General features: G+C 43.9%; 15 protein-coding genes. 8 read left to right on the forward strand and 7 right to left on the reverse strand.

Annotated elements, in window-relative coordinates; genetic code table 11:
• Both V3V99_06135 and V3V99_06140 read right to left on the reverse strand, forming a co-directional pair.
• The coding region (locus V3V99_06135; protein MEE9442229.1) for a hypothetical protein at window positions 1–1,675 on the reverse strand (1,675 nt) is incomplete at its 3' end.
• 214 nt (window positions 1,676–1,889) lie between these two features.
• Complete coding sequence (locus V3V99_06140) at window positions 1,890–2,843, reverse strand: PDZ domain-containing protein (protein ID MEE9442230.1); 954 nt, start codon at window positions 2,841–2,843, stop codon at window positions 1,890–1,892.
• A 385-nt stretch (window positions 2,844–3,228) separates the two neighbouring features.
• On the opposite strand from V3V99_06140, the gene V3V99_06145 reads away from it, so the two are divergent.
• Window positions 3,229–3,441 (forward strand): hypothetical protein, encoded by a 213-nt coding sequence (locus V3V99_06145; GenBank protein ID MEE9442231.1) that lies wholly within the window; start codon window positions 3,229–3,231, stop codon window positions 3,439–3,441.
• 45 nt (window positions 3,442–3,486) lie between these two features.
• The gene (locus tag V3V99_06150) at window positions 3,487–3,825 is read left to right on the forward strand and encodes a hypothetical protein (protein MEE9442232.1); all 339 of its coding nucleotides are present in this window, start codon (window positions 3,487–3,489) and stop codon (window positions 3,823–3,825) included.
• Between the two features lie 61 nt (window positions 3,826–3,886).
• Here the strand turns inward: V3V99_06150 and V3V99_06155 are convergent, their stop codons facing one another.
• Window positions 3,887–4,885, reverse strand: coding sequence for a biotin--[acetyl-CoA-carboxylase] ligase (locus tag V3V99_06155; protein ID MEE9442233.1), 999 nt, complete (start codon window positions 4,883–4,885; stop codon window positions 3,887–3,889).
• Window positions 4,878–5,774, reverse strand: coding sequence for a carboxylating nicotinate-nucleotide diphosphorylase (gene nadC / locus V3V99_06160; GenBank protein MEE9442234.1), 897 nt, complete (start codon window positions 5,772–5,774; stop codon window positions 4,878–4,880). Before nadC ends, V3V99_06155 begins: the two co-directional genes overlap by 8 nt.
• A 113-nt stretch (window positions 5,775–5,887) precedes the next feature.
• Here nadC and ilvC point away from each other — a divergent pair, with 113 nt between their 5' ends.
• On the forward strand, window positions 5,888–6,814 hold the full coding sequence (ilvC, locus tag V3V99_06165; GenBank protein MEE9442235.1) for a ketol-acid reductoisomerase: 927 nt from the start codon (window positions 5,888–5,890) through the stop codon (window positions 6,812–6,814).
• Window positions 6,815–6,820: 6 nt separating this feature from the next.
• The gene (gene nth, locus V3V99_06170) at window positions 6,821–7,456 is read left to right on the forward strand and encodes an endonuclease III (protein ID MEE9442236.1); all 636 of its coding nucleotides are present in this window, start codon (window positions 6,821–6,823) and stop codon (window positions 7,454–7,456) included.
• Window positions 7,457–8,059: 603 nt separating this feature from the next.
• Here the strand turns inward: nth and V3V99_06175 are convergent.
• The 3 genes from V3V99_06175 to V3V99_06185 form a co-directional block, all read right to left on the reverse strand.
• Window positions 8,060–8,266 carry a hypothetical protein gene (locus V3V99_06175; GenBank protein ID MEE9442237.1) on the reverse strand — a complete coding sequence of 69 codons (207 nt, stop codon included), beginning with the start codon at window positions 8,264–8,266 and terminating at the stop codon, window positions 8,060–8,062.
• Between the two features lie 6 nt (window positions 8,267–8,272).
• Complete coding sequence (locus V3V99_06180) at window positions 8,273–9,328, reverse strand: toll/interleukin-1 receptor domain-containing protein (protein ID MEE9442238.1); 1,056 nt, start codon at window positions 9,326–9,328, stop codon at window positions 8,273–8,275.
• A gap of 274 nt (window positions 9,329–9,602) precedes the next feature.
• Window positions 9,603–10,361 carry a tetratricopeptide repeat protein gene (locus V3V99_06185; protein MEE9442239.1) on the reverse strand — a complete coding sequence of 253 codons (759 nt, stop codon included), beginning with the start codon at window positions 10,359–10,361 and terminating at the stop codon, window positions 9,603–9,605.
• 172 nt (window positions 10,362–10,533) lie between these two features.
• On the opposite strand from V3V99_06185, the gene V3V99_06190 reads away from it, so the two are divergent.
• From V3V99_06190 to V3V99_06205, 4 genes are read left to right on the forward strand one after another with little or no spacing between them, the layout of a single operon-like run.
• Window positions 10,534–11,427, forward strand: a complete 894-nt coding sequence (locus V3V99_06190; GenBank protein ID MEE9442240.1) for a DNA-processing protein DprA — start codon at window positions 10,534–10,536, stop codon at window positions 11,425–11,427.
• Between the two features lie 8 nt (window positions 11,428–11,435).
• Window positions 11,436–12,056: a YigZ family protein gene (locus tag V3V99_06195; GenBank protein MEE9442241.1), complete on the forward strand. Its 621-nt coding sequence runs from the start codon at window positions 11,436–11,438 to the stop codon at window positions 12,054–12,056.
• Window positions 12,040–12,969 carry a PfkB family carbohydrate kinase gene (locus V3V99_06200; GenBank protein ID MEE9442242.1) on the forward strand — a complete coding sequence of 310 codons (930 nt, stop codon included), beginning with the start codon at window positions 12,040–12,042 and terminating at the stop codon, window positions 12,967–12,969. The genes V3V99_06195 and V3V99_06200 overlap by 17 nt, the downstream gene beginning before the upstream one ends.
• Window positions 12,962–13,528 (forward strand): phosphatase PAP2 family protein, encoded by a 567-nt coding sequence (locus V3V99_06205; protein ID MEE9442243.1) that lies wholly within the window; start codon window positions 12,962–12,964, stop codon window positions 13,526–13,528. Before V3V99_06200 ends, V3V99_06205 begins: the two co-directional genes overlap by 8 nt.
• Window positions 13,529–13,544 lie beyond the last annotated feature (16 nt).

A 13,544-nucleotide genomic window follows, 5' to 3' on the forward strand; every position in this document is an offset into this window, starting at 1 on the left:
CCTTTTCCTGTGTGAAAAAATCAATGTAATCCTCGGTTATTTTTCCATTCCATCGTATTGTTACCTTATCGTGTTTGGGAATAGTGCGTACAATCGGAGCCGGGGGGGGCGAAGCTATTCTAAAATCAGGAACACCGTCTCCGGTAAAATATCTTTTATAACAACAATCGCGGGTTGTATCTATCGGAAAATCACCTTCTTCATAACAGGTATCGATGTCATCGCATTTACATTTCCACAAATACCTTCCGCGGTATCCGTCATTGTCAGTATCAACCCCGGGATTATCAAAAGTGAATTTAGCCCAATATGAATTTTCAAAAAGATTCCTAAAGTCTAAGTATTTGAAATACGCTTCAGGACTCCAGGGATCGTGATACCAGAGATAACTCCAGGGTTTCCAGTGAAATTTATCGCCAAATACCAAGGCCATTGTCATAAAAGTCGAATCACCTGGCGCCAGATCAACCGGCCCGGTTGATAGAACTCCCTCGGGCGAAAAGCCATTGGATACGTCAACGGCAAATGCCATTCCAGGGGGCGGAAGAAATCCTTCACCTTGATGGTCAATAACCGTAAACATTTGATCATAATCAATTTCGCCATTCGACATGAGGTAATATTTATTATTATCACCAGTGGGATACCCTGTTCCATAATGAAATTCACGATAGTTGTCTTTCAACTGAGGTCCAAAATTAGCAGCCCAATGGTATCCGGAAACAAACCAATTAAAATTAATTTTGGCATTTTCGTTTGGACGGCGAAGAAATTGAAATGAGGCGGCCGCCCGTGGGGAACGATAATCATACCTGCAATTATTTACGGCTTCGCCCTCATTATCTGCCCACCACATTAAATTTATCGAATCAGGCGGTACACATTGCCCAGGAGAATATGCAGATACACATTTAAAACCGATTAACTCGTCATTATTACTTTTGCCCGCACCCATATCGCCCTTATTACCAACGGCCGTTACGGTATAGATTCCCATATAAAAATCTTCAATAGTTTTCTTTCCTTCATTTTTAATCATATAATCAATAATAATGAAATCCTTAGTGTAATCAGTATCCCAGGTATAGCTTGTATGCTTAATTACTATACCTAAAGGCTTGTGATAACGATTATCGTAAGGATCTTCCGGCATCATCCCATAAGACCAAGTACTGGGCATGGTGTCTGTCAATGTAAATTCAATATCCAAATCCGAATTGGCATTTAAATCATAGTTCACTCCAGTTTTATTTCTTGAGCGTATTTTGAGATCACCGTTGTTCCAATCAGGAAATATTTCTGTTCTGATCAAATCTGACCAGTCATCAGTATCCATTGAAGAGGAAGATACAAGGGTGTCGCCGTCAATAATTCCGCCGAACCATAATTCCGCGCCCCATAAATATTCGTTATAGGAATTCTTCGGATATTCGCAACTGGCATGATTCATAAAATGCCTGCCTGCGCCTAAAACTCCAAAATTGGTAAGTGATAGCCTGATTTTGTTGGCATCATTAAGGAAATAATCATAGCGCGGAAAATAACTACTATAATTTGCCCCTGATGAAGATGTTTCTTCACAGACTACCTCATTGATAAAACCTACAAGAAGGATTATTAATAATATGTATACTGTTTTCAACGACTGGCCCCCAAGAAATTGCCAGCACTTCATATATTTCTCCCGTTTTGGGCGGTATTGGCTGAGGGGGGAGTATTAGTCAAAGCGAATATATGAATATTTGCTTCATGTGTCAATATTTATCCGCAGATTTTTCTATTCCAATATATTAAAAAAAGCCCCCGATTATTATCGAGGGCACAGGGTACAATTAAAAAAAAGGAAGGAGTGATCGTGATGTTCTTTCTTTACCTATCCGTAAAGATTTTTATTCAAGCTTTTCTTTGATCTTGCTTATCTCTTCCTGAAGTTTCTTTATTTCCTTGCGGAGTTTATCGATCTCCGATCGTTGATCATCAAAATGAATATCGAAGTCGTCGTCGCCAAACCAACGTAATCCATAGCTTTTTGAACCCGGTGAGGGGATCCTGATACGAGGCGCCGAAAACGTATGAATTTCAGGCTCATGCTCCGCGATCTCAACCGTCACCGTTCGTTCCCTTTTGTCCCGCAAATAACTAATCTCCGCCCGGTCACCTTCTTCCATAGCTCCGATAATTTCCCGCAGTTCATCGGTCGAATTGACATCTTCACCGTCAACTCCGGTAATCACATCCCCCGCCTTGATTCCCGCCACTTGCGCCGGAGAATCATCCTGGACTTCGGTAACCAACACTCCTTCACCGTCCTCAACTCCAAAATATTCCCCCAATTGATCATTGAGATCCATAATGCCGACGCCGATATAGCCGGACGGCTCAGAAATGAATGAATAGGCGTAATTGCCAGGACCCTTATATCCGATGATTGATTCTCCGGGAGCCGACGATTTGGGCCGATTCCCGATTTTAACAACGGCTGTTTTTTCCTTACCATTTCTCACATAAACGACGTCAACTTCATCTCCCGCTTCCGTATCCAACACAAAATCCCGAAGCGGAGTTGATCCATCAATATTCTTCCCATTAAAATTGACTATAATGTCCCTTTTGCGTAGTCCTGCTTCTTCGGCCGGCGAACCGTCCAAAACATCGACTATAACAATTCCATCGCTGCGAGAAAGGTTAAATGCCTCCTCCATATCTTCATCTATCTGCTGGACGTAAACGCCTATCCACGGGCCATATTTTGCCTTATCCCCGGCAAAAGATATGTTTGCGGTAAATAGAACTATTGAGAAGAAAGACAAAAGTATGAGGGCTTGAATTGACCTCCGCTTCATAATTTTCCTCCTGATGTTATTCACAATTTTGGGACCCGATGTCCCCATCCAATTGATTTTACCATCTTTGACAATGGTGGTTCCATATTTTGGAGTTATAATTTTTGCGATATTAAGCTTGTGATATTTCCTCCAATTACCCCCCAAAGGCAGTAAAATAAAGACTTTGGCCATTCCGACAGGTAATGGGAATCTGCCCATATAATTGGATGTATTGAAGTGTCAAAATTCCGGTAAATTAGCCAGTATGGGGTTGCGCCCGCACCATATCTCTTTAACATACAACAACTTATAACAATTACTCATTTCTCGTATTGGCTTGGCATTAGCCTTGCAAAAGGAACATCGAAACGGTGAACCTATTGATAGCAAAGCGGGTGATTGCATGAAGGTCAAATTTACTCTTACAATGGATGATGTCATTGTTGAAAACCAGCATCTTGATAATATCATCCTTGACTGGGAGGAAGAGTTAAATCAGGAAGAAATTCTGGAATTATCCCAAAAATGGATAACATCCAGGAATTTTCTGACCAGCCGAATGATCGGGTTGACCCAGGTAGGAGAATCCAGTCTAACAATTGAACCGGTGGACTAAGGATTTACCGAAGTCGACCGAATATATTTATAGGACAGGAGATTAATGAGTCTGCTATCGAGTATAAAAAACGATATTATTGCCTCGCAGGTTTCTCAGCATCAGGAGATGCTTGATCCGATTCGGCAATTTATCGTTGACCAGTTCGGGCAGAACGGGCTCTATGCGGCATATTTTTTGGTAGCCGCTTTGGTTGCGCTCATAATATACAAATTGGTAAAACTGGGTTTTGAGTTGATATTTTTCGTGGTTCTACCGGCGGCAGTTTCGGCATTTATTTTGGGGTTGTTTTTGCCGTATAGCTTTTTCTATCTCCTGCCGGTAACCGCCGCAGTGTTTACTTTGGGACTGATATTGAAAAACGTTGGATTTTCCAAAGGGTAGCAAAGCCCCCTTCCCAACCCCCTGTGCGATAGAGGTCGGGATGCAATATCCCGGCCTTTTTTTATTCCTTAATTACCGTAACTTCCCCGGCATTAAACGCTTTTCGGTTCCCATCAGGTAATTCCAGAATCAACCGCCCCTCAGTATCAATATCGCGAGCAATCCCTGAAATTATTTCGTCCTTCTGACCCAGACTGACAAAGCTTCCAATCAGATTAGAATATTTAACAATTCGCTTCCGCAGATTTTTAAGACCCGACTTTTGATAGACACGGTAATCCTTCTCAAATTGGTATAAAAAATTTTGTAACAACTCTACCCGGGATAATTTCCGTTTCAATTCCGCTCCTACCGAAGTCGCTCTTTTCCTGATATCTTCGGGGAAATCTTCGCGCTGCTGATTGACGTTGATCCCCACCCCGACGATAACATAATGCACCTTTCCAATCTCGGCCGAAAGTTCGGTCAGTATCCCCACCGTTTTGCGTCCGTTAATCAGGCAATCATTGGGCCATTTGATATTCACCGACGGCGCGCCGTAATCCGATATGGTATCAGCCAGAGCCAGCGCTGTCATAATCGAAAGTCCGGGAGCCATCGTCGGCCTGATATCGGGATAGATTATTATCGAAAGATAAATACCTTTCCCGTTTGAAGAAAACCATTTTCTCCCCAGCCGTCCCCGGCCGCGAGTCTGCTCTTCAGCGACGACAATAGTTCCCTCGACCGCCCCGGTCTCGGCCATTTGACGCGCGATTATATTAGTCGATTGCACCGATTGAAAAGCGTGAACATTACGGCCCATCTTCTTTGTCTTCAATCCATGCAGAATCTCCGCCCGGAGCAACAAATCGGGAGCCGATTTAAACGCGCAATGCGTATCCTTGCGGGTTTCTATTCTATATCCCGTCTGCCGCAAAAGAGCGATAGCCTTTGCCAGTAAATCTTCATCAATTTCGAGCTTCCTTTTTAGATAGGCAAACGTATAAAAATAATCCGGTCGGCGTCGAATAATATCTACCAAATTATCCGACACATCATTGAGATTTTGCTTATTCATCGATGATAATTTTTAGCGAAAAATCGGAAGCCGGAGCCGAATGGGTCAAAGCTCCGACTGAAATATAATCCACTCCCGTCGCCGCCACCTCGGCCACGTTGTCCAGCGTGATGTTGCCGGATGCCTCCAGCAAAACACCCGTACCGTTCTCATGCTCGCGGGCGAAAGCGGCCATCTCTTTCAAATGCTCCGGCGATTTATTATCCAGAAGAACTCGTTCGATTTTAGCGTCGAGAGCCTCGTTGAGCTGCTTGATACTTTCAACCTCGACCTCGATTTCAAAAGCCGATGGCTCGGTATGAAAAATCTTTATAAATTTTTCCGAAGCCATAAATTCGCGGACCTTCGCTATCGCCTCTGTTACCGAACCGGCCGCGGCAATATGATTATCTTTTATCAAAACCATATCATAAAGGCCATAACGGTGATTTTCACCGCCGCCAGTCGCGACTGCGTATTTTTCAACATACCGCAACCCCGGCATGGTCTTACGGGTATCCAATATCCGCACCTTATCCGGACCCGCAACCTCAACCATTTTGTTTGTAAGCGTGGCAACACCCGATAGATGCATCAGAAAATTCAGAGCCGTCCGTTCCCCGGTCAAAATCGAGCGCAGACGCCCCGACAACAACGCCGCCCGGTCGCCTTTTTTAAATTTCTGACCGTCTTCTATCAGCATCGTAAATTCTATCTGGGGATCGACTTTTAGAAAAGTCAGCTCACACAGAGGCAACCCCGCGATAACGCCATCGGACTTAGCGACAATTTCGGCTTCACCGGTCATCGATTCAGGCACTGTCGCCAAACTGGTAATATCTCCGGCGCCGACGTCCTCCTGCAAAGCATTCATCACCTGTTGCAAAAGAATTTTCTCTCTGCTCGGCATAAATCCTTGATACGAGATGTTGACCGGTTTGTCAATTATAAACGATTATGAAAAAATCGGTTTTGACAGGGCTAATTACTGACTATATTCCGGTCACGAAAGAGGATATTCAAATGAAAAGAAATCAAAACATAACCGTCCTGGGATACGGCTCACAAGGCCGAGCGATTGCCCTTAATCTGAAAGACTCGGGATTCAATGTTACCGTCGGACTGCGGGCACGTTCGAAATCCAAATCACTGGCCCAAAAAGATAAATTACACGCAATATCAATCTTATCCTCCTCGATCGAATCCGATTATATAATTGTTGCCCTGCCCGATCACGCTCACAAAGAAATTCTAACCGATAATTTTTTTAACACGCTCCAAAAAAAAACGGCGCTGGTATTTCTGCATGGCTCCTCAATTCATTTCAAGCAGGTTGTTCCGCCCAAGAATTTTCCGGTTTACCTCCTCGCGCCCCACGCTCCGGGTTTGGCAGTTCGCGATAATTATCTGAATAAAATTTCTTACTCGGCTTTTATTTCTGTGCATCAGGGATCAAAGCAAAAAGGATTTGAAAATCTCAGCCGCCTTGCCCGAGCCATCGGGATTCCCAAAACTCATCTGGTCAGAACCACCTTTGCCGATGAAGCTATAGGCGACCTGTTCGGCGAGCAGGCAGTACTTTGCGGAGGTTTGGCCCGGCTGTTAAAATTTGGATTCGAGACTCTCGTCGAAAATGGAATCCCTCCGCAAAATGCCTATCTCGAAGTCGCCTTCCAGATAGACCTCTTAGTTGAATTAATCAAAAAATACGGCCTCGAAGGAATGTTCGAACGCATCTCGCCGATAGCCCGTTACGGCTCGGTCACAAACGGCCCCCGGGTCATCGACAAAAACGTCAAAACACAGATGAAAAAACTCTTCGGTGAAATAAAATCCGGCGAATTTCTAAAACAGGTTGACCGAAAAAGGCTAAAGCTTTCCAAAAAGCAACTATCCGAAGTGACCAACATTCAATTTGACAAACAGGCAAAAAAATTCAGCAAATACTAATCCATTATGATAAAAGATGCCAGGCGCCGGGCCAAAAAAATAGTCGAACTTCTCAAAGCCGAATACCCCGATTCGGGATGTTCGCTCAAATTCAAAACCGCCCATCAGCTTCTCGTCTCGACGATACTCTCGGCTCAGACAACCGACGAGCAGGTCAACAAAATCACGCCCGGACTTTTCAAAAAATATAAATCGATAAAAGATTTCGCCTCGGCCGATATTACACAACTCGAAAACGATATCAAATCAATCGGGCTGTATCGCCACAAAGCCAAATCAATCAAAAATTCCGCCGCCGCCATCCTGCATGATTTTGGGGGTACGGTCCCCGATACGTTAGATGAGATTATCAAACTCCCCGGTGTCGGGCGCAAAACCGGATCGGTCATATTGGGGGCATGGTACGGCAAAGCCGAAGGCATCGTCGTCGATACTCACGTCAAACGAATCGCCAACTTGCTTGGTCTGACTGAAAACAAAGACCCGTACAGGATCGAACTTGATCTGATGCGATTGATCGCCAAAAAAGACTGGATTATCCTGACGCATTTACTAATCGACCACGGCCGCGCCGTCTGCGTCGCCCGCCGTCCCCGCTGTGAAGCCTGCACCCTCCGCCCCCAATGCCCGTCTGCGAAATAACCTGGATTTAGTAATATTTTTATCTACATTCGTTGTACCCCGCACAACAGCTAAAAACAGGCCTTTACCTGTGTAGAGACAACTCTTGAGTTGTCGAACCAATTTGCCTGTCATTCCCGAGAGCGAAGCCCAGAGGGTAAAGCGAGTCGGGAATCCAGAGTTATCCACATTTTCATTTTTGAAAATCCCTTGTAATTGCATGTTTTATTTTTAGTTGCGGGGAATTGGGTTCGTTTTGTCCTTTTTCGTAGTCGTCCTTTTGGCTCCTTTTATTTTGTGGCATATATGATGCGTCTCCCGGTTAAGGATATACTTATTTTCAACTAAGGGGTTGGTTTAAGAATCAATGGTGAATTTGTTGGGGAATTGAGAAATTTTGTAGGGCAAGAGCCCACAGGGCTCCTGCCAGAGATTAATCCATAAATCAATAAACTGATTGCCATTATTATATAAATTTGGTATTATGAACCCGATTGTGGGCAATAATGTAAATACATTTAGATAATACTAAGTTGAGGAGTGATATATCTATCTCCACATCTGAAGATGTGGGGCACCGGGCGATTGATCGCCAAAAAGGACTGGATTATCCTGACGCATTTACTAATCGACCACGGCCGCGCCGTCTGCGTCGCCCGCCGTCCCCGCTGCGAAGCCTGCACCCTGCACCACCAATGCCCTTCTGCAAAGATATAAACTTATTTGCGTAGCGACAACCCTCGGGTTGTCGTATGGTGAAATCAGGGAATTTGAAGCGATTGCATTTTGGGAAAGCCACCCGAAAACTTTACATTTTTTGGGATGAGCCATCCGTGCCTACAGACTGATTTGGGAGGATTTTAGAATCTTGGTTGCTAGTTCCGAAATCCCTTTATCTGTTGATCCGGCTAATTTATCTGCCAAGGTCGGTGATTTGGAGACGACATAATCGTGATCCACTTTGTGCCATACAGGCAATATTACTTTGTTCCCCTTAATTTCCTTCTGAACCAATCCAGATAACTCTCTTTGGGGCCAAGGCTTACTAAAGAACGCTTTGCTTATGATGACTATTCCATATTTCGAGTTTTTAAGACCATCATCAATCCTTTGGCTTAGACTATCACCTATAGATAATGTCCAATCATCATACCATACTTTTGCACCTCTATTATTAAGTTCCATTGCAAGAGGTTCGACAACTTCCTTTTTATCTTCAGAAGCGTGACAAATGAAAAAATCCCATTCTTTAGATATCTGTTGTATGTTTTTGGCGTTTTCCACATTAATCAAATTTTGAGGTTGATTGGTTAGATTGATATAATTATCCGCCGAAATACTGAAATCTTGCACAAACCACTCAGATTCTGAGCCTAGTGTCATCCAAATATCAGATGGCCAAGAGAAACTTAGTAGTTTGTGTTTATGCATAAAGTGTAATTGTTTTTTCGTAGTGACCACCGATAATTCACATGCAAGAATTATTTCTATAACTGTGAATGACTTTTCAAATTCTGCATCGTACCTTCTTTTAATGTAATTTGATATGTCACCTCTAATCATCTCATTAGTCATCTCTAAAGGAGTATTAAAAAGGTATGATTTAAAATTCCCTGTGTGTAATTCAATTTCATCGTTACCCGTTTCCATTTTTTTCTTCGCCACATTCAACATTGCGATTTCTAGAGAATTTTCAGGTTTGAGTTCTGCCAAAAGCGTTCCACTTACAAAAATATTTATATGCTTAGATTCGTTTTCGCAGGAAAATTGGAAGTTAAAAAATTCCCCATCGCGATTACATCTTTTGCCTTCTCTTGGACATGATACTGTATATACTTTATCCAATATTAAGATATGAAATTCAAATGAACCTAATACGTTGCTAAATTTCATAAACCGTTCCTTTTTTAAAGAAAAACTTTGGTTATATTACTTAACCATTTTACGAATTATTATTAGTATTGTCAAATGTAGACCCGCCAGCCCCGTAACCCATCCGAAAAATAAGCGAAGTGTTTTTTCGAGTGGGTTCCCGCATAAAAAACCTCCAATTTTCACATCAATTCAACACATTTTCCGAAATTTCCTATTTAGTATGATGAAGTATATTTTAAATCGGCTGCTACCGGTAGGGGGCTCGTCGCGACGAGCCCGTATTTACTTTGTCTTAATCCGAACTCAATTCTCTTAAAATCGAATCAACCCCCAAAAATGTTGAATCGGAATTATAAACTCGCTGATAGGCTTCAATCGACTTTGCCGTATCACCTAATTGTTTCAGAACCGTCCCGAGGCCGTGCCATCCGGCGAGATAATCCGGAAAGGTTTTAGTGATTAAAATGTATTGGGTTTCAGCTTCCTCATATCTTTCGGCCTGAGTCAGAAAAAACGCCAGATTATTCATTAATTCCAGCTCTCCGGGATTCTGAGCCAGTAATTCCTCAATGACAACTACGGCACTGTCAAATTGACCGGTAGCGGCCAGGCTATAGGCGAAAGCGAATCGAATTTGATTGTTGGATGGATCGTCAACAAGCAAATCGCGATAGATCGATACCGCCATTCCCGGCATTCCGGTTTTAATATTCAATTCGGCGATTTTGGGCAGGTATTTTTTCCTATTGTTTTCCAGAGCGCCCAAACGACTGGCCGCTTTTAATTGCATTTCAAAATCCTCGGCACGCTCACTTATCTCATACAGGAACTTCTGTCCCTCAAAATCGGTCGGATATAATGCGGAAAATTTGATGGCATACGATAAAGCGCTGTCAATTAGATTTAGTTTTTCATATAGACGCGCCCCCATAAAAAGCGTTGCTTTATCGGTGGGCATATCTTTTTTTAGAATTACGAAATGTTCGAGAGCCTCTTCGTAATTCCCCTCATCCATTAGATGCCGCATCCTGACGACTCTCTGCTCAGGCACTAAATCGTCTCCGCAGGAATTCAGAAGAAACGATAAAATTAGAATGGCTGGGATATAAATTAATTTTCGCATAGATTAAATATAAGAAAATGCCGTAAATGAGCAACATCCCTTTTATAATTTTCCGTTTTTGTGATTGGTTATTGCCAAACCCAAACCGCCGACGTAAATTATGTTAATGTTGGATTTAAAGAAATACAGTCCCGCTTCCCAGATATTGGCGCTGAAAATGACCGGCAAAGTGGGCCCCCGCACTTTTGCTCTGCTTATTAATCAATATCAAACTGTTGAAGACATATTTCTAGCCGAAGTCGATGAACTCCAGCAATTGGAAGGTATCGGACCGGGACGAGCTTCCGCTGTCGCCAAGGCTCCCGAATTTCTTGACCCGGCCCAGATTATAATCGAAAGCCTTGATGCCTTTGACTCCCGTTCGGTAATCTACTCCGCTGATAATTATCCGCGACTTCTGGATGAATTAAATGATCCGCCGCCGCTCCTGTATTATCAGGGTAACCTGCCGTCTCAGGATGAAAAAACGGTAGCTATTATCGGATCTCAGGACGTCTCGGCCGAAGGCATCGGAGATGCCGTGGAACTGGGATCTCTTTTGGCCAAAAACGGAGTATCTATTGTTGGCGGTCTGGCCCGAGGTATCGATACCGCCGGTCATGTTGGAGCGTTAAAAGAAAGGGGCAAGACCTACGCCGTCCTGCCCTGCGGAATAAACATTATCCATCCTTTGGAAAACAGCGGTCTGGCCAAAGAAATTACTGAATCGGGAGGCCTTATTAGCGAATATATACCCGATAGCCCGGTCAGTACCGGACGGCTGATGAGTCGCAATCGCATTATTGTGGGACTCTCTCAGGTGGTCGTTATCGGGCAGGTTTCGGCGAATTCAGTGGGGACTCTCGATGCCGCCCTATGCTGTCATCAGCTGGGTAAATTGCTTTTTGTGATAGTCGGCGATGAAAATCCGCATCTTGAAAAATTCATCGAATACGGAGCCATCCCGCTAACTAATGTTAACGAATATAAACTGATTCTCAAATCATTGGTTTAGCAAGTACCATGTCTGGGAAAATTATCGATAGCTTTTTGACTCTGGCTGCTCCGGCCGAACATGAAATTAAAATTAAGGGCTCTCGTTTTATCGCCAAAGGTTTCTCAATCGAAAGTGAATTGGACTGTCAAAATATCCTGGAGAAAATTCGTAAAGAAGAATATTCAGCGACGCATCACTGTTATGCCTATACGATTGGTATTGACGACGCAAAGTTCAAATATTCAGACGATGGGGAACCGTCCGGGACTGCCGGGCGGCCCATATTTCAGACCATCACCGGGCATGAATTAAAAAATGTAATCATTATTGTCATTCGTTATTATGGCGGTACGAAATTGGGAACCGGAGGATTGATCCGGGCTTATTCAGGTGCCGCGTCAGAAATGCTTGACCAAGCGCGAATAGTCGAACGGTTAATCTGCGACCGCTTGAAATTTTCGATTGCGTTTAAATACTATGACCAGCTTATGCGAATTATAGACGCCGAGAAATTCAAAATCATAAATCAAAATTTCGCTGACGAAGTAACCATGGAACTTAAAATCAGGAAATCAAAAACCTCCGATTTTGAATCACGCTTGATCGAATTAACGGGAGGCCAGGTTAAAATTGAAAAAAACGGTTGACGCTCTGGGGCTGGGTATCGCTCCGGTCGATTTTTTTGTGACAATGCGATCTTTTCCTCTCCCGGGAAAAAAAATCGACGGTATCCCTCAGAGCAGCCTGATCGCGGGAGGCGGGCCGATCCCCAATTCCCTTTGTACTTTTTCCAAATTAGGCGGACGGGCCAGCTTGATAGCGCCCTTTGGCGATGATCGGTGGGCAAAATTCGCCAGAGAAGAGCCCGATAAATTCGGCGTGCGTCATAACCTGTGTGTCATCCGAAAAAACTGCTCGTCGGCCAGAGCCTTCGCCTGGATTGAACAACAATCGGGAAACAGGACAATTGTTTTGGATATGCCGCAGCGAATTTTTATCCATCCGCGCGATTTTAAGCTATCCTGTTTGCCGATTCCCAAACTGATTCACCTCGATGGCCGTCATCTAAAAGCCGCCGTCAAGCTTGCCCATTGGGGCAAAAAAGTCGACGCCCGAGTCATGCTCGATATCGGTTCGGTTCGCAACAAAGTCGATGAACTGTTTCCTTATCTTGATTTCTTAATTTGCGCCGATGATTACGCCCGGCATTATTTTAATACCCGCTCTATAAAAAAAGCCGCGTCCGGTTTCAAAAAAATCGGCATCCCCGAAGTTGTCGTCACATGCGGCACCAATGGTTCATTTGGTATCGATTCGTTTAATAACCAGCATCGCCAAAAAGCATTTAAGATAAAAGCAGTTGATACTACCGGGGCCGGTGATGCCTTCCACGGCGGGTATTTGTTTGGGTTACTCAAGGGATGGGATCTGGAAAGGAAAATGAAATTCGCCTCAGCCACGGCCGCTCTGAAATGTCTTAAGCCGGAAGCCCGCACGGGAATACCGTCTTACCGGCAGACAATAGCCTTCATTAAAAAACATCGGAAATTCCATGATTGAACGAATACTCGAATATGATACGATGCTGTTTCAAATTATAAACAGTACCCTGGCCAACCCGGTCACCGATTTTATTATGCCGATTATCACCAACGACTGGCTGTTGCGCATTTTATACGCCTTGATAGTCATTACCCTTTTGACCTTCGGCAAAAAGAAATTCGTCTGGGTGGTCGTTTTTTCCGCAATCACTGTGGCGATAACCGATTTATCATCGGCCGGGCTGATTAAGCCGCTGGTTGAAAGAATGCGGCCCTGTCGAGCATTGGATGTCCATCTTCTGGTAAGATGCGGTCCGGGATTTGCCTTTCCCTCGGCCCATACGGCCAATCTTTTCGGTCAGGCACTTTTCTTCGGCCTGCTCTATAAAAAATACCGCTGGTATTTCATGATATTCGCGTTTCTGGTCGGTATCTCACGCGTTTTCGTCGGAGTCCATTATCCTCTCGATGTGCTGGGAGGCGCAGTGTTGGGATGTTTCGCGGGAGGATTCTGCGTCTCAATTCTGATATTTTTAGATAAACGGGAAAAACTAAAACCTCGTCCTTACGTAGAATGAAATATCCGGATGCAAA

The sequence above is a fragment of the Candidatus Zixiibacteriota bacterium genome (assembly GCA_036480375.1).
Lineage (GTDB): Bacteria > Zixibacteria > MSB-5A5 > GN15 > JAAZOE01 > JAZGGI01.

Excerpts from the sequence above, each read along its gene's own strand:
- V3V99_06140 (MEE9442230.1), bottom strand. The coding sequence starts at position 2,843 with ATGAAGCGGAGGTCAATTCAAGCCCTCATACTTTTGTCTTTCTTCTCA.
- V3V99_06145 (MEE9442231.1), top strand. The coding sequence starts at position 3,229 with ATGAAGGTCAAATTTACTCTTACAATGGATGATGTCATTGTTGAAAAC.
- V3V99_06150 (MEE9442232.1), top strand. The coding sequence starts at position 3,487 with ATGAGTCTGCTATCGAGTATAAAAAACGATATTATTGCCTCGCAGGTT.
- V3V99_06155 (MEE9442233.1), bottom strand. The coding sequence starts at position 4,885 with ATGAATAAGCAAAATCTCAATGATGTGTCGGATAATTTGGTAGATATT.
- nadC (MEE9442234.1), bottom strand. The coding sequence starts at position 5,774 with ATGCCGAGCAGAGAGAAAATTCTTTTGCAACAGGTGATGAATGCTTTG.
- ilvC (MEE9442235.1), top strand. The coding sequence starts at position 5,888 with ATGAAAAGAAATCAAAACATAACCGTCCTGGGATACGGCTCACAAGGC.
- nth (MEE9442236.1), top strand. The coding sequence starts at position 6,821 with ATGATAAAAGATGCCAGGCGCCGGGCCAAAAAAATAGTCGAACTTCTC.
- V3V99_06175 (MEE9442237.1), bottom strand. The coding sequence starts at position 8,266 with ATGGCTCATCCCAAAAAATGTAAAGTTTTCGGGTGGCTTTCCCAAAAT.
- V3V99_06180 (MEE9442238.1), bottom strand. The coding sequence starts at position 9,328 with ATGAAATTTAGCAACGTATTAGGTTCATTTGAATTTCATATCTTAATA.
- V3V99_06190 (MEE9442240.1), top strand. The coding sequence starts at position 10,534 with ATGTTAATGTTGGATTTAAAGAAATACAGTCCCGCTTCCCAGATATTG.
- V3V99_06195 (MEE9442241.1), top strand. The coding sequence starts at position 11,436 with ATGTCTGGGAAAATTATCGATAGCTTTTTGACTCTGGCTGCTCCGGCC.
- V3V99_06205 (MEE9442243.1), top strand. The coding sequence starts at position 12,962 with ATGATTGAACGAATACTCGAATATGATACGATGCTGTTTCAAATTATA.